Source organism: Krasilnikovia sp. MM14-A1259 (assembly GCF_047159535.1).
Taxonomy (GTDB): domain Bacteria; phylum Actinomycetota; class Actinomycetes; order Mycobacteriales; family Micromonosporaceae; genus Actinoplanes.
The window spans coordinates 601,014-615,762 of the sequence record NZ_BAAGAJ010000002.1; the positions used below are offsets into that span (position 1 = coordinate 601,014).

Annotated in this window: 10 protein-coding genes; 9 read left to right on the forward strand and 1 reads right to left on the reverse strand. The window is 73.1% G+C overall.

The features are described from left to right. Nucleotides 1–121 precede the first annotated feature (121 nt). From ACMCNK_RS02565 to ACMCNK_RS02580, 4 genes are read left to right on the forward strand one after another with little or no spacing between them, the layout of a single operon-like run. Nucleotides 122–874, forward strand: a complete 753-nt coding sequence (locus ACMCNK_RS02565; RefSeq protein ID WP_412734753.1) for an ABC transporter ATP-binding protein — start codon at nt 122–124, stop codon at nt 872–874. Continuing rightward, nucleotides 874–1,605: an ABC transporter permease gene (locus ACMCNK_RS02570; RefSeq protein ID WP_412734754.1), complete on the forward strand. Its 732-nt coding sequence runs from the start codon at nt 874–876 to the stop codon at nt 1,603–1,605. The genes ACMCNK_RS02565 and ACMCNK_RS02570 overlap by 1 nt, the downstream gene beginning before the upstream one ends. Before the next feature lie 20 nt (nt 1,606–1,625). Continuing rightward, nucleotides 1,626–2,765, forward strand: a complete 1,140-nt coding sequence (locus ACMCNK_RS02575) for a sensor histidine kinase (protein WP_412734755.1) — start codon at nt 1,626–1,628, stop codon at nt 2,763–2,765. 5 nt (nt 2,766–2,770) lie between these two features. After that, a complete protein-coding gene (locus ACMCNK_RS02580) occupies nt 2,771–3,376 on the forward strand; it encodes a response regulator transcription factor (protein WP_412734756.1) in 606 nt (201 codons plus the stop codon). A gap of 61 nt (nt 3,377–3,437) precedes the next feature. On the opposite strand, the gene ACMCNK_RS02585 is transcribed toward ACMCNK_RS02580, so the two are convergent. Continuing rightward, nucleotides 3,438–4,433 (reverse strand): hypothetical protein, encoded by a 996-nt coding sequence (locus ACMCNK_RS02585; protein WP_412734757.1) that lies wholly within the window; start codon nt 4,431–4,433, stop codon nt 3,438–3,440. Nucleotides 4,434–4,607: 174 nt separating this feature from the next. Between ACMCNK_RS02585 and ACMCNK_RS02590 the strand changes: the two genes are divergently transcribed. The 5 genes from ACMCNK_RS02590 to ACMCNK_RS02610 all read left to right on the forward strand — a co-directional run bounded on the left by ACMCNK_RS02590 (nt 4,608) and on the right by ACMCNK_RS02610 (nt 14,726). Further along, nucleotides 4,608–8,414 carry a S8 family peptidase gene (locus ACMCNK_RS02590; RefSeq protein ID WP_412734758.1) on the forward strand — a complete coding sequence of 1,269 codons (3,807 nt, stop codon included), beginning with the start codon at nt 4,608–4,610 and terminating at the stop codon, nt 8,412–8,414. 247 nt (nt 8,415–8,661) lie between these two features. Continuing rightward, a complete protein-coding gene (locus ACMCNK_RS02595) occupies nt 8,662–10,086 on the forward strand; it encodes a xanthine dehydrogenase small subunit (protein WP_412734759.1) in 1,425 nt (474 codons plus the stop codon). Then, a complete protein-coding gene (gene xdhB, locus ACMCNK_RS02600; RefSeq protein WP_412734760.1) occupies nt 10,083–12,560 on the forward strand; it encodes a xanthine dehydrogenase molybdopterin binding subunit in 2,478 nt (825 codons plus the stop codon). The genes ACMCNK_RS02595 and xdhB overlap by 4 nt, the downstream gene beginning before the upstream one ends. Further along, nucleotides 12,553–13,419, forward strand: coding sequence for a xanthine dehydrogenase accessory protein XdhC (xdhC, locus tag ACMCNK_RS02605; RefSeq protein ID WP_412734761.1), 867 nt, complete (start codon nt 12,553–12,555; stop codon nt 13,417–13,419). Before xdhB ends, xdhC begins: the two co-directional genes overlap by 8 nt. Continuing rightward, nucleotides 13,416–14,726, forward strand: a complete 1,311-nt coding sequence (locus ACMCNK_RS02610; protein ID WP_412734762.1) for a guanine deaminase — start codon at nt 13,416–13,418, stop codon at nt 14,724–14,726. Before xdhC ends, ACMCNK_RS02610 begins: the two co-directional genes overlap by 4 nt. Nucleotides 14,727–14,749: the final 23 nt, after the last annotated feature.

A 14,749-nucleotide genomic window follows, 5' to 3' on the forward strand; every position in this document is an offset into this window, starting at 1 on the left:
GATAGGGACGACGCTTTGGGTGGGCTTTCGGTCTGCACCCGGCCGCCCGGGACATTTGTCCTGGCGGTACGCGTATCGGCGGCTCTGCCGCCGCCGTTCGCGGGTGCATAGCGTCATGGTCATGAATGACACAGTGGTACGCCTCACGGGAGTCGTCCGGCAGTTCGGCGCGGTCCGCGCGCTCGCCGGCGTCGACCTGACGATCACCCGGGGTAGCACGGTCGCGCTGCTCGGGCCCAACGGCGCGGGCAAAACCACTGCGATCTCGGTCATGCTCGGCCTCGCGACACCGGATGCCGGCACCGCGGCGCTGTTCGGTGAGCCACCCACCCGGGCCGTCCGGGCGGGCCGGGTCGGGGCGATGCTTCAGGACGGCGGATTCGTGTCGAACGCCACCGTCCGCGAGGTGATCGAACTGGCCCGGGCGCTCTACCCGCGTCCGCTGGCCACCGACCGGATCCTCGCGACGGCCGGGCTGACCGACCGGGCCACCCGTCGGCTGGACCGGCTGTCCGGCGGCGAACTCCAGCGCGCCCGGTTCGCGTTCGCGCTGGCCGGTGGCCCCGACCTGCTGGTCCTCGACGAACCCACGACAGCCATGGACGTGGCCGCCCGGCAGGCGTTCTGGGATGCCATGGACCGGTACGCGGCCGACGGCGGCACCGTCGTGTTCAGCACCCATCACCTGACCGAGGCGGACCAGTTCGCCGACCGGATCGTCGTGCTCGCCGGGGGCCGGGTGGTGGCCGACGCCGCTCCCGAGCAGATCCGCGCCCTGGCCGCCACCCGGGGCGACGCCCGCTCGTCGGACGTCACCGCGGCGCAGCTGGAAGCCGCGTTCGTCGCCCTCACCACCACCGGAACGGAGCACTGATGCGCGCATATCTGAGGTTCGAACTGCGACGGCTGATCCGGGACCCGCGGCTGGCGCTGTTCACCGTCCTGGGCCCGGTGCTGACCTACGCGCTCTTCTCGTCGATGGGCGCGGACGGCGATCGGTTCGCGGGCCTGGGCGACGCCGCGGCGTTGATGGTCGGCCTGGCCGGGTACGGTGCGGTCGCGGGCGTTCTCATCGTCGGCGCCTCCGTCGCCCAGGAACGCACGGCCGGCTGGCTGCGGCAGCTCCGCGTCACCCCACTGCCCAGCCGGCACGCGGTGGTGGCGAAGGCCGTGGTCAGCATGCTGAGCGCGGTGCCGGCCGTGGCCGCGGTGGGCATCGCAGGGCGGATCCAGCACCACGTCGAGCTGGGGGCCGGCCGGTGGGCCGCCATGCTGATCCTGATGTGGGCCGGCACGTTGCCGTTCGCGCTGCTCGGGCTGGCTATCGGGTACGGGCTCACTCCGCAGCTCGCGCAGCCTGTCACGTTCGTCGCCTTCCTGGGGCTGGCGGTGCTCGGTGGCCTGCTCGTGCCGGTGGCCTACTTCCCGGCGTGGCTGGGCGACCTCGCTCACGCCCTGCCCACGTACCGGCTCGCCGAGCTCGGGTGGCGGTCGGCGGCGGGACTCGCTCCCACGTTCGCCGGGCTCGGTGTGCTCGCCGCGTGGACCGTGGCGTTCACGGCCTTCGCCGTGCTGGCGTACCGGCGATCGACCGCCCGCGGCTGACGGTCGATACGGTATCCGCCATGTCCGATGTCAGCCCCGCCGCGACACCGAGCGCGAAGCGCCGCGGCTTCCTACTGGTGGCCGCGCAGACACTCTGGTTCTGGCTGCTGGTGCCGCCCGCCACGGCGATCGCCCGCGGCCAGGTGCAGCCGGCATGGGCGGCAGCGGCCGGGCTGGTCGTGTTCGCGGCGCTCTACCTCGTGCTGGTGGCGGTCGCCGTGGCCGGGCCGGCGGTGCGACCCGTGATGCGCCACGCCGGGCTCGTGTTTCTCGCCGTGCTCGGCGTGGCGCAGGCCGCAGCGTACGCGGGCGGTCCGGAGGGCTGGCTGATCCTGCTGATGTACGTCGCGACCGCCGGGGCGATGGGACAGACCCGCGGCGGCTGGGGGTTCGGCTGGGTCGGCGGCGCCACCGCGGCCGTGGTCGTGATCGGCGTGGCGCACCGGCTCCCCGGCGACGACATCGCGCAGCCGGCGTTGATCACAATGCTGGCGGGCGCGATGACCGTGGCGTTCACCCGGATGGCGCATCTGGTGGAGGAGCTGCGCCGTACCCAGCGGGAGCTGGCGCGCACGGCGGTGGAGCAGGAACGGCTCCGGTTCGCCCGGGATCTGCACGACCTGCTCGGGCACACGTTGTCGCTGGTCGTGGTCAAGGCCGAGGTCGTACGCCGCCTGGCCCCGGCGGATGCGGCCCGGGCCGCGGCGGAGGCCGCCGACATCGAACGCATCGGCCGCACCGCGCTCGCCGAGGTGCGCGAGGCGGTGACCGGCTATCGGGACCGCGGCCTGGGCCACGAGCTAGCCGGCGCCCGTACCGCCCTGGCGGATGTCGGCATCGCCGTCACCGTGCGGGAGAGTGGCCACCCGCTGGGCGTGGAAGCCGCCGACGCGTTCGGCTGGGTGGTACGGGAAGGGGTGACCAACGTGCTCCGGCACAGCCGTGCGTCGCGGTGCGACATCGAGATCAGCACCGATGCGGCAGGCTCGCTGCTCACCGTCCGCGACGACGGTGTGGGCGGCCGGCCCCAGCCGGGCAACGGCCTGCGCGGTCTGCGCGAACGGCTGGTCCGGGCGGGCGGGACACTGAACATCGCCCCGGCTCCCGGTGGCGGTATTCAGCTCACCGCGCAGATCCCGGCGACGCGAGCAGGACGGTGACTGCCATGATCCGGCTGTTGCTCGCCGAGGACCAGGGCATGATGCGCGGGGCACTGGCCCTGCTGTTGAATCTCGAACCCGACATCGAGGTGGTGGCCGAGGTCGGGACCGGAGCCGACGCGGTGGCGTCTGCCCGGCGGGTCGTACCGGATGTGGCGCTGCTCGACATCGAGATGCCGGACGGCAACGGGCTGGACACCGCGGCCGCACTGCGGGATCAGGTGCCGACGTGCCGGGTGCTGATCCTGACCACGTTCGGCCGGCCCGGCTACCTGCGGCGGGCGATGGAGGCCGGCGCCGCCGGCTTCATGGTCAAGGACGGGCCGGTGGAAGATCTGGCGGTGGCCGTCCGGCGGGTGCTGTCCGGTGAGCGGGTGATCGATCCGGCGTTGGCGGCGGCGGCCCTGTCCGCGGGCCCGAACCCGCTGACCGACCGCGAACGGCATGTGCTCGCCGCGGCCGTGGACGGTGCCACGGTCGCTGACATCGCCGCCCGGCTGCACCTGTCCGAAAGCACCGTCCGCAACTATCTGTCGGCCGCGATCGGCAAGACCGGCACCCGCAACCGGATCGAGGCGTCGCGCAGCGCCCGCGCCAACGGCTGGCTCTGATCCGGACCACCGTCGCCGCCGGTCTGGAAGCCGGGCGGCGGCGCCGGGGCCGCGCCCGGATTCACGGCAGGGCCGGCGGGGTGAGCCAGCCGCGCAGCGTGGCGTGCATGCCGGCCTGGAACCGCGTGTTGGCGCCGAGGCGGTCCAGCAGGGCGCGCAGACGGCGTTGGTAGGTGCGGTGGGCGAGCCCGAGTTGTGCGGCAATCGCCTCGTCGGTGGCGCCGCTGGCGAGCAGGCTGAGCAGGCGGAGTTCGTCCGGTGTGGGCTGGTCGGCGCGGTGGGTCTGTTCGCCGGGGCTGCTCAGGCGCAGCGGGAGGGCCTGGCGCCACAGGTGCTCGAAGAGGGCGCCGAGCGCTTCGAGCAGACCGGACGGGTGGACGATGACCATGCTTTCCAGCTGCGCCGGGGCCGGTTCCAGGGGGAGGATCGCGGCCTGGTCGTCGATGAGGCCCAGTTTGGTGGGCGCGTTGTTCATGACCCGCGCCTCCTCGCCGAGCCCGATGCACGCCTCCACGTCGGTGCGCAGGTCGTGGTGTTCGAGCAGGCCGGCCGAGTCGTACAGGGCACGGCAGCGTACGCCCTTGGCCAGCATCTCCGATTCCGTGGCGACGTTGTCCCGCGCGGGCAGCGCATACGGGGGCTTGTCCACCACCCGCAGTTGTTCCCGCGCACTGCGCTGCAACTGGACCCAGCGCTGCCGGATCAGGGGACGCCCGGTGACGATCTCGACCAGTTCGGCGGGATCGCGGCCGCCCGCGGCCTGGTGGAAGCGGGCCAGGAGCTGTTCGACGTACTCGCGGGCCTGGGTCAGCGCCCGCTCCTGAGCGGTGAACAGTTGCTCGAACGCGAACGCCGGTGACACCGCGGCGTACCGGGACGGGCGGCCCGGAACCCGGGTGATCAGGCGCTTGGCGACCATCGACTCGGTGGTTCGGCGCAGCACGTCGGCATCGACGGACAGGGACGCGACGAGATCCGCCGCCGCCTGCGGCGGGCCGTCGACGAGCAACTCGTAGACGGCCTGTTCGACCGGGTCGAGATCGAGGGCGTCGAGCATGCGCTGATTCTGCCCCCCACCCGGCGTGATCTCGCCCCGGCAATCGTGGCGGAAAGTGGCCAGGAGCGGTTTCCGCCGCGGTGAATCCTTCCGTAAACGGCAGGTAACAGGACAGCATCATCAACCAACCCGGCCGGGCAGACATGTAGATCAATCAATCTGCGGAGGACCGTGATGTCCCGTAACCCGCTGCTGTCCGCCCTCGCGGTGGCGGTGCTGGCGGTCGCACTGGCCGGGCCGGCGCGCCCGGCCGGTGCCGCCCCGGCTTCGCCGGGCCCGGAAAACCTTGCCCCATCACGTGATCCGGGCCGCCGGGTCACCCTGGTCACCGGCGACGTCGTCACCTATACGGCCCGACCCGGTGCCTCGCCGACCGTCACCATCGACGCCGCGCCGCGTCCCGGCCGCACCGCGCCGACGTTCATCGCGCGCGGCGACCGCACCGGCTACTACGTGATTCCCTCCGATGCGCAGGCCGCGGTCACGGCCGGCACCCTGGACCCGGAACTGTTCAATGTGGCGCTGCGCAGCCGTACCCCGGACAAGGAAGTGGATCTTCTCGTCAAGGGCCCGGCCGGTGCCGCGGTCCTGCCCGCGGCCCGGGTCACGGCCCGCGTCCGGGCCGCCGGCCTGACCGGGGTACGGATCCCGCGGGCCCGCGTGGCCGAGTTCTGGCGCGCCGCCGCCCCGGAACTGGGTGGGGCGATCACCCGGCTGTCGCTGGACCGCAGGTTGCGGGTGACGCTGGACGAGAGTGTGCCGATGATCGGGGCCCCGGCGGTGTGGCACGCCGGCTTCGACGGTACGGGCATCACGGTGGGTGTGCTGGACACCGGGATCGACGCGACGCACCCTGACTTCGCCGGGCGAATCATCGAGGCCAGAAGTTTCATCGACGGCGAGGACAGCAACGACACGTTCGGGCACGGCACCCATGTGGCCTCCACGATCGCCGGCACCGGCGCCGCGTCCGGCGGGCGGTACAAAGGGGTCGCCCCGGGCGCGAAACTGCTGGTCGGCAAGGTGTGCGACGGCACCGGCTCGTGCCCGGAGTCGGCCATCATGGCCGGCCTCGAATGGGTGGCCGGCAAGGCGAAGGTCGTGAACCTGAGCCTGGGCGGCGACCCCAGCGACGGCAGCGACGACCTGAGCCGGCTCATCGATTCGCTGACCACGACGACCGGCACGCTGTTCGTCGTCGCGGCCGGCAACGCGGGCTGCGCGCCGTGCGTGTCCGCGCCCGGCGCGGCAGCGGCGGCGCTGACCGTGGGAGCGGTGGACAAGAAGGACCACCTGGCGGCGTTCTCCAACCACGGACCGCGGCTCGGCGATGCCATGGTGAAACCGGAGATCGTGGCCCCGGGCGTGACCATCACCGCGGCGCGGGCCAAGGGAACCTTCCCCGACATCCCCGGCGACCCGCACTACGTGCCGCTGTCGGGCACCTCGATGGCCACCCCGCATGTCACCGGCGCGGTCGCGCTGCTGGCGCAGGCCCGGCCCACCGCGGGCGCGGACCAGCTCAAGGATGCGCTCGTGTCCGCCGCCAAGGACGACGCGCGGGCCTGGAACGAGCAGGGCGCCGGGCGCCTCGACGTGGCCCGCGCGGTGACGCAGAAGGTGGCCGGGTCCGCCGCGGCGAGCTTCGGCGTACTCGACCGTACGACGGCACCGGCGACGCGCGCGGTCACGTACACGAACGCCACCGGCGCGGCCGTGACACTGACCGCGCAGGTGTCGGTGACGTCGTGGAGCGGCGGCGCTCCGGCCGCCGGCCAGGTCACGCTGTCGCACCCCGCGGTGACCGTACCGGCCGGCGGCGCGGCCGCGCTCGACCTCACCGTCGACCCGAGGCTCGGCGACCCGGGCGTCTACGGCGGCACCCTCACCGCCACCGGCCCCGGCGGCGTCACCGTGCGGACGCCGGTGAGCTGGTACGTCCCGCACCCGCCGAAGCCGCACGTCACCATGACCATCAAGCGGCTCGGCTTCGACGGCGAGACCATCGCGGACAACGACGTGGTGACGGTCGTCCGGGACGAGGTCAGTGCCGACCCCAACGACCCGTTCGACCCGGCCGAGGTGTTCTTCTGGGCGCATCGGCAGGGTGATGTCTGGGTGGCCACGGTGCCCGACGGCACGTACGCGGTGCTCTCCCAGCACTCCGACATCCGGCCGGACCGGCGGCGCTGGGCGGCCGTGGCGGCGAGCAACGTCACGGCCGGCGGCAGCGGCGCCTCGGTCACCCTCGACGCACGTACCGCGGTGCGCTCCCGCGCGCAGGTGCCGGAGCCGACGTGGGAGTACGACCACCAGGTCGGCGTCACGGTCAACGTCGCACCGTCCTATTCGGTCACGCTGGACTTCCCCAGCCGCGGTGACCAGAACATCGAGCTGTACGCCACACCCACCGCGCCGGCCGTGCAGGGGTCGATCACCGCTCAGCAGTCGTTCACACTGGGGCAGCGGGCCGTGCACCTGCGCGCGGGCGGCCGGGACCTGCCCGCACAGTTCGACCCGTACCAGGTCACGGCGAAGCTGGCCGGCGACCGTGACCTGCCGCTGGTGTTCGCCGGGGCCGGCACCCCCGAGGACTTCGCCAAGGCGGGCGTCGCCGGCAAGGCGGCACTGGTCAAGCTGCCGAGCCCGACGACCGGCGCCGAATGGGACCGGTACTGGGCGGCGGCGCAGGCCGCGGCGACCGCCACCACCAACGGCGCCGCGGCGGGCGCGGTGGCCGTGCTGCCGTACCTGGACGCGCCCGGCGCGCTGCCGATCGCGCAGTTCGCCGGGCACGTTCCCACCGACCCGAAGGGGATTGCGCAGCTGTCGGTGGGCAACGCCGACGGGGAACGGCTGCGCACCGCGCCGGCCACCCTGCAGATGCGGGTGAAGCCGAACCCGGCGGCCATGTACCACCTGCACTTCGGCAAGGGCAACGGCATCGACGCCGACCTCACCCACCACGTCGGAACCGGCGCGCTGACGAAGGTGCACAGCCGCTACCACGCCGACGTGGCAGGCCTCGGGCTGTCCCAGTGGTGGCTGGCGTTCCGCACCGACTCCGCGGGCGCCGCGGTCAACCCGTACATCTATCTGCGGGCACCCGCGGAGATCGACGACTACGTCGGGCCCGCGAACCCCAGGGCCTTCTGGCGCCGCGCCGCGGCCATCGAGGACGGCGCCCACAACATGTTCAGCCAGGTGGACTTCGCCGCGTGGCGCGGCCCTCGGGAGGACTGGCTGGCCGGGCCGACATCCATGGCGGCACCCGACTCGGGAGACGGCGCCGGGTTCTTCCGCTGGGGCCCGGACCGCCTGCTCGCCTCCCCGTACCTGAACGACGGTTCCTTCGGCCACGTCGCCGACATCGACTGGGGAACCGTGTACCCGTTCACGTACAAGCTGTTCCGGGACGGCAAGGAGATTCCCGGCCGGCCGTATCCGGGACTGAACACGCCGTACTTCGAGCTGCCGCCCGACCCGGGACAGTATCGGATGGAGGGCACGTTCATCCTGCCGCCGACCAACCCGTGGTATTCGCCGAGCCAGGCCGTGCGGCGGATGTCGCCGCGGGTGGACAACGTGTGGACCTTCACCAGCCGGCGGCCCACCGCCACCGGCTGCGGGCCGGATCTGGGGCAGTGCGCGCGGCAGCCGCTGCTGCAACTGCGCTACGACCTCGGACTGAGCCTCACCGACACCGCCGAGGCCGGGCAGGTGCACCGGATCAGCGTGACCGTGGCCGCGCCCGCCGGCGCCGCCGGCGCCGGCCGCGTCGCCGGACTCACCATGTCCGTCTCCGCCGATCAGGGAAAGACGTGGCGGCCCGCGCCGGTCACGGCCGCACACGGGCACTTCCTGGCCGACGTACGGGACCCCGCGGTGCCCGGCACCGTGTGGCTGCGGACCGAGGCGTGGGACACCGCGGGCAATCGCATCCAGCAGACCGTCCAGCAGGCGTACGCGGTCGTGCCGTAGACCGCGTCGTGGCCGGGTGGGGGTGCTTCCGGGCGATCCGGGAGCACCCCCCGGCCGCCGGCCGCCGGTGGCCACGCCCGCGTTTCCGCTGGTCGAACGACCTTCCCGGTACGGCCCAGCAGCGGTACAGTGGCGCCACGGCTCGGGCGTGTTGTTCGCATGGATAACCAACCGCCCCCAGCGTCATCCCCCAACCATGTGCCGGCCCAGTGTGGCCCGGGCAGAGGACGGCGGACGGGAGCTGGGCATGGTCGATGCCGGAATCCGGGTCAACGGGCGGGATCTTCCGCTCGGTGACACGCCTGTGCACACCACCGCGTTGCAGTGGCTGCGCGGGCAGGGGCTGACCGGGTGCAAGGAAGGCTGCGGCGAGGGGGAGTGCGGCGCCTGCTCCGTACTCGTGGCCCGCGCCGGGGTGGACACCCCGACCGAATGGGTCGCGATCAACGCATGCCTGCTGCCCGCGGCCGGGCTCGACGGGCAGGAGATCGTCACGGCCGAGGGGCTGGGCGACCCGGGCCGCCTGCACCCGGTGCAGCACGAGATGGCGGTGCGCGGCGGTTCGCAGTGCGGGTACTGCACGCCCGGTTTCGTGTGCAGCATGGCTGCCGAGTTCTACCGGCCCGGCCGGGCGGCGGGCACCCCGGATGCCGAGCACGGGCCGAACGGGTTCGACCTGCACGCGCTCAGCGGCAACCTGTGCCGGTGCACGGGGTACCGGCCGATCCGCGACGCCGCGTACGCGCTCGGTCCCGTACCCGACGGCGACCCGCTCGCCGCCCGCCAGGAAGCGTCCGCTCCGCCGTCGCGGCCGACGCGGGTACGGCACGGCGACGGCGCGTTTACCCGCCCGGCGACCTTGACCGACGCGCTCGCCCTGCTACGTGATCACCCCGAGGCGACCGTGGTGGCGGGCGCCACGGACTGGGGCGTGGAGGTCAACCTGCGGGGCGCGCGGGCCGCGCTGGCCGTCGCGATCGACCGGTTGCCGGAGCTGCGCGGGCTCACCGTCGGCCCCGGCCACGTCGAGATCGGGGCCGCGCTGACGCTGACGGAGATCGAACGCCGCCTGGCCGGCCGGGTGCCGCTGCTGGCCCAGATGTTCCCGCAGTTCGCGTCGCGGCTCATCCGTAACAGTGCCACCATCGGCGGCAACCTGGGCACCGGGTCGCCCATCGGTGACTGCGCGCCGGCGCTGCTGGCTCTGGACGCCGTCGTGCTGCTGGCCGGCGCGGACGGTGAACGAGGGGTGGCGTTGTCCGACTACTTCACCGGATACCGGCGAAGTGTCCGGCAACCGGGCGAGCTGATCCGGGCGGTGCGGATCCCGCAGCCACCGGCCGGCCTCACCGCGTTCCACAAGATCGCGAAGCGGCGGTTCGACGACATCTCCAGCGTGGCGGTCGGCTTCGCGCTGGATGTCGTGGACGGCACCGTGGTCCGGGCGCGGATCGGGCTGGGCGGTGTCGCGGCCACGCCGGTCCGGGCCCGCGCCACCGAGGACGCCCTGGAGGGCGAGCCGTGGTCCGCGGCGACGGTCGACGCGGCCGCGCAGGTGCTGCGCGGCGAAGGCACCCCGCTCGACGATCACCGGGCCAGCGCCGCGTACCGGGCCGCCATGCTCGAGCAGAGCCTGCGAAAGCTGTACGCCGAGAATGGTGATGCCTCATGAGTGCGCTGGCGCAGCGGCCGGAGAATCCCGTGGTCGGGCTCGCGATCCCGCACGAGAGCGCCGTCCTGCACGTCACCGGTGCCGCCTTGTACACCGAGGATCTGGCGGGCCGCACCAAGGACGTGCTGTACGCCCACCCGGTGCAGGTGCCGCACGCCCACGCCCGGGTCACCGCGTTGCGGGTCACGCCCGCGCTGGCCGTGCCCGGCGTGGTCCGGGTGCTCACCGGCGCCGACGTTCCGGGCGTCAACGATGGCGGGGTCAAGCACGACGAGCCGTTGTTCCCGGACGAGGTGATGTTTCACGGGCACGCCGTGTGCTGGGTGCTCGCCGGGACGCCGGAGGCGGCCCGGCTCGGGGCCGCCGCCGTCGAGGTCGATGTGGAACCGTTGCCGTCGGTGGTGACGCTCGCCGAGGCGATCGCCGCGGGCAGTTTCCAGGGTGCCACCCCGCGGGTTGCGCGCGGCGACGTCGAGGCCGCGCTGGCCGCTGCCGCACACGTGTTCAGCGGTGTACTGGAGTTCGCCGGGCAGGAGCATTTCTACCTGGAGACGCAGTGCGCGCTCGCGCACGTCGACGAGTCCGGTCAGATCTTCGTGCAGAGCAGCACCCAGCATCCGTCGGAGACACAGGAGATCGTCGCGCACGTGCTGGGCCGGTCCAGCCACGAGGTGACCGTGCAGTGCCTGCGCATGGGTGGCGGTTTCGGCGGCAAGGAGATGCAGCCGCACGGGTTCGCCGCGGTCGCCGCGCTGGGTGCGACGCTGACCGGGCGTCCGGTGCTGGTCCGGCTGACCCGTACCCAGGACCTGACGATGACCGGCAAGCGGCACGGTTTCCACGTCGACTGGCGGGTCGGTTTCGACACCGACGGGCGGCTGGCGGCGTTGGCGGCGACGTTGACCGCGGACGGCGGCTGGAGCCTGGATCTGTCCGAGCCGGTGCTGGCCCGCGCGTTGTGTCACGTCGACAACGCGTACTGGCTGCCGCACGTGCGGCTCGACGGGCGGATCGCGCGGACCCACAAGACGTCCAACACGGCGTTCCGGGGTTTCGGCGGCCCGCAGGGCATGCTGGTCATCGAGGACATCCTCGGCCGGTGCGCGCCACTGCTCGGCGTCGACGCGGCCGAGCTGCGCCGCCGCAACTTCTACCAGGAAGGCCAGAGCACACCGTACGGGCAGCCGGTGCGCCACCCGCAACGCCTGCACCGGCTGTGGCAGCAGGTGCTCGACACCGGTGACGTCGCGGCCCGGCAGCAGCGGATCGCCGCGTTCAACGAAGCCCACCCGCACACCAAACGCGCTCTGGCGCTCACCCCGGTGAAGTTCGGCATCTCGTTCAACTTCACCGCGTTCAACCAGGCCGGGGCGCTGGTGCACGTGTACAAGGACGGTTCCGTCCTGGTCAACCACGGCGGCACGGAGATGGGACAGGGCCTGCACACGAAGATGCTGCAGGTCGCGGCGACCACGTTGGGTGTTCCGCTGGCCCGGGTGCGGCTGGCGCCGACGCGTACCGACAAGGTGCCCAACACGTCGGCCACCGCGGCCAGCTCCGGCGCCGACCTCAACGGCGGTGCGGTCAAGAACGCCTGCGCCCAGATCCGGGACCGGCTCACCGCGGTCGCGGGCACCGTGCTCGGCGCCGACGCGGCCGACGTACGCATCGTCGACGGCGTCGCCCGCCGCATCGGCGCGGCCGACGGCATCGCCTGGGACGAACTGGTCCGCGCCGCGTACTTCCAGCGGGTGCAGCTGTTCGCTGCGGGCTTCTACCGCACGGAGGGCCTGCACTGGGACGCCTCGGTGATGCAAGGCTCGCCGTTCAAATACTTCGCGTACGGGGTGGCCGCCGCCGAGGTCGAGGTGGACGGCTTCACCGGCGCGTACCGGACCCGGCGGGTCGACATCGTGCACGACGTCGGCGACAGCCTGTCCCCGCTGATCGACGTCGGCCAGATCGAGGGCGGCTTCGTGCAGGGCGCGGGCTGGCTCACCCTGGAGGACCTGCGCTGGGACACCGGGGGTCCGGCGCGCGGCCGGCTGAGTACGCAGGGGGCCAGCACGTACAAGCTGCCCAGCTTCTCCGACATGCCCGAGGTCTTCCACGTCACGCTGCTGACCGACGCCGCAGAGGACGGCGCGGTGTACGGCTCCAAGGCGGTCGGTGAGCCGCCGCTCATGCTCGCGTTCTCGGTCCGCGAGGCGCTGCGCCAGGCCGCGGCGGCGTTCGGGCCCGCGGGAATCAGCGTCGACCTCGCCTCGCCGGCCACACCGGAGGCGGTGTACTGGGCGGTCGAGCAGGCCCGCAACGCGGGCCGTCCGGGGACGCCGTCCGCCACGTTCGGTGGCGGACCCGCCGGAGCCACGCTCGCCGACGGCCGAGTCAACGGGGCGCGAGTGGACGGTGTCGCGCGGATGCAGAACGTGCGTCCGGAGTCCGGGCGGCCCGACGAGGTGCGCCATGGCTGAGGGCGGATGGGTCGCTGCGGTGGCGCACTTGCGTGCGACCCGTGAGCCCGGCGTGCTGGTCACCGTGGTGACCGTCCGCGGGCACGCGCCCCGCGCGGCCGGCGCGAAACTCGTGGTCGGCGCCGCCCGTACGTGGGGGTCGATCGGCGGCGGCAACCTGGAGGCGGTGGCCGTCGACAAGGCCCGCGCGCAGCTGGCGGCCGCAGCGGTCACTCCCGAGTTGTTCACCGTCGCGCTGTCGGACAAGGCGCCCTACCAGCACGGGGTGCAATGCTGCGGCGGAACCGTCACCGTCCTGCTGGAGCCGTTGCCCGTGACCCCGGCGGTGGCCGTGTTCGGGGTCGGCCACGTGGGCCTGGAACTGGCCCGCATCCTGGCCCGTCACGACCTCGACCTGCATCTGGTCGACACCCGAGCGGAGCAGGTCACCGACGTGCGGCTGGCGGTGCTCGCCGACGCGGTCGCCCGCATCCATGTGCACCGGCTCGCCGTGCTGCCCGAGATCGTGCTGGGCGAGCTGCCCGCCGGCACCCACATCCTGATCATGACGCACGACCACGCCGAGGACCTCGCACTGTGCGACGCGGTGCTGCGCGGCGGCGACTTCGGCTCGGTCGGCCTCATCGGCTCGTCCGCCAAATGGGCCCGGTTCCGCACCCATCTCGCCGCGCACGGCCACGACGCCGCGGCGATCCAACGGATCACCACACCGATCGGCGTTCCCGGCATCCGCGGCAAGGAACCCGCCACGATCGCGGTCAGCGTCGCCGCCGACCTGCTGCGCACCATCGAACGCGGGGAACGGCCGCACACCGGCACGCCTGCCCCGCTCGCCGCGCCCGCGGACGCCGACGGATGATCCTGTATCGCGCGCAGGTCCTGGACACCCCCGACGACCCGTTCCGCGGGGGCGGGCTGCGCCACGACGCCGACGCCGGGATCCTCGTCGACCAGGGGCGCATCGTCGAGCGGGGTTCCTTCGCCCACCTGCACGCTCGGCACCGGTCCGTGCATGTGGTCGCACTCGACGGCGGCCTGCTGCTGCCCGGCATGGTCGACACGCATGTGCATTTCCCCCAGGTACGCGTCATCGGCGCGCTCGGCATGCCGCTGCTGGAATGGCTGGAGCGGTGCGCGTTGCCGGAGGAGGCCCGGCTGGCCGACGTGACGTACGCCCGCGCGGTCGCCGCCGAGTTCGTCACGTCCCTGATCGCCGCGGGCACCACCACGGCGCTGGTCTTCGGTTCCCATTTCGCGCCCGCGGTGGACGAGCTGTTCACCGCCGCCGCCCGGCACGGCCTGCGCATCACCAGCGGGCTGATCGTGGCCGACCGGATGCTGCGCCCGGAGTTGCACACGAGTGCGCAGCGCGGCTACGACGAAGGGCGGGCGCTCGCGGACCGCTGGCACGGCACCGGACGCAGCCGGTACGCGGTGACCCCGCGCTTCGCGCTGTCCGCCACGGACGACCTGCTCGAATCGTGCGGGCAGTTGCACCGCGACGTGCCCGGCAGCTGGTTCACGTCGCACCTCAACGAGAACGTCGCCGAGGTCAGCACGGTCCGGCAACTGTTCGGCGGAGGCACCTATCTCGACTGCTACGACCGGCATGGGCTGGTGGGCCGGCGCAGCGTCTTCGCCCACAACGTGCACCCCACCGACGCGGAACTGCAGCGGCTGGGCCGGGCCCGGGCCAGCGTGGCGCACTGCCCGACCAGCAACGCGGCGCTGGGCAGCGGCCTGTTCCCGCTGGACCGCCATCTCGCCCACGGGGTAGGGGTGGCGCTGGGCTGCGACGTGGGCGCCGGTACCGGATTCTCGCTGTTCAAGGAGGGGCTGCAGGCGTACCTGCTGCAGCGGGTGCGCGGCGAGGAGGGCGTGCCGCTGGGCCCGGCCCACCTGCTGCACCTGGCCACCGCGGCCGGCGCGCAGGCGCTCGGCCTGCGCGAGCAGGTCGGTGATCTGGGCGTGGGCCGCTGCTTCGACGCGATCTGGGTGCAACCCGCCCCGGGTACGCCGTTGGACATCGGCCTGCGTCACGCGAACGGGCCCGACGACGCCCTCGCGAAGGTGTTCACGCTGGCCACCTCGCACGATGTGGCGCGGGTGTGGATCGACGGGGTACCGGTCGGGGCCGGCCTGGCCGAACCCGCGCCGGCGGCGTGATCCGGTGACACGCTGGGTACGGT

What these genes read in the sequence shown, in the direction of transcription:
- ACMCNK_RS02585 (WP_412734757.1), bottom strand. Translation starts at nt 4,433, where the DNA reads ATGCTCGACGCCCTCGATCTCGACCCGGTCGAACAGGCCGTCTACGAG.
- ACMCNK_RS02590 (WP_412734758.1), top strand. Translation starts at nt 4,608, where the DNA reads ATGTCCCGTAACCCGCTGCTGTCCGCCCTCGCGGTGGCGGTGCTGGCG.
- xdhB (WP_412734760.1), top strand. Translation starts at nt 10,083, where the DNA reads ATGAGTGCGCTGGCGCAGCGGCCGGAGAATCCCGTGGTCGGGCTCGCG.
- ACMCNK_RS02570 (WP_412734754.1), top strand. Translation starts at nt 874, where the DNA reads ATGCGCGCATATCTGAGGTTCGAACTGCGACGGCTGATCCGGGACCCG.
- ACMCNK_RS02595 (WP_412734759.1), top strand. Translation starts at nt 8,662, where the DNA reads ATGGTCGATGCCGGAATCCGGGTCAACGGGCGGGATCTTCCGCTCGGT.
- ACMCNK_RS02610 (WP_412734762.1), top strand. Translation starts at nt 13,416, where the DNA reads ATGATCCTGTATCGCGCGCAGGTCCTGGACACCCCCGACGACCCGTTC.
- ACMCNK_RS02575 (WP_412734755.1), top strand. Translation starts at nt 1,626, where the DNA reads ATGTCCGATGTCAGCCCCGCCGCGACACCGAGCGCGAAGCGCCGCGGC.
- xdhC (WP_412734761.1), top strand. Translation starts at nt 12,553, where the DNA reads ATGGCTGAGGGCGGATGGGTCGCTGCGGTGGCGCACTTGCGTGCGACC.
- ACMCNK_RS02580 (WP_412734756.1), top strand. Translation starts at nt 2,771, where the DNA reads ATGATCCGGCTGTTGCTCGCCGAGGACCAGGGCATGATGCGCGGGGCA.
- ACMCNK_RS02565 (WP_412734753.1), top strand. Translation starts at nt 122, where the DNA reads ATGAATGACACAGTGGTACGCCTCACGGGAGTCGTCCGGCAGTTCGGC.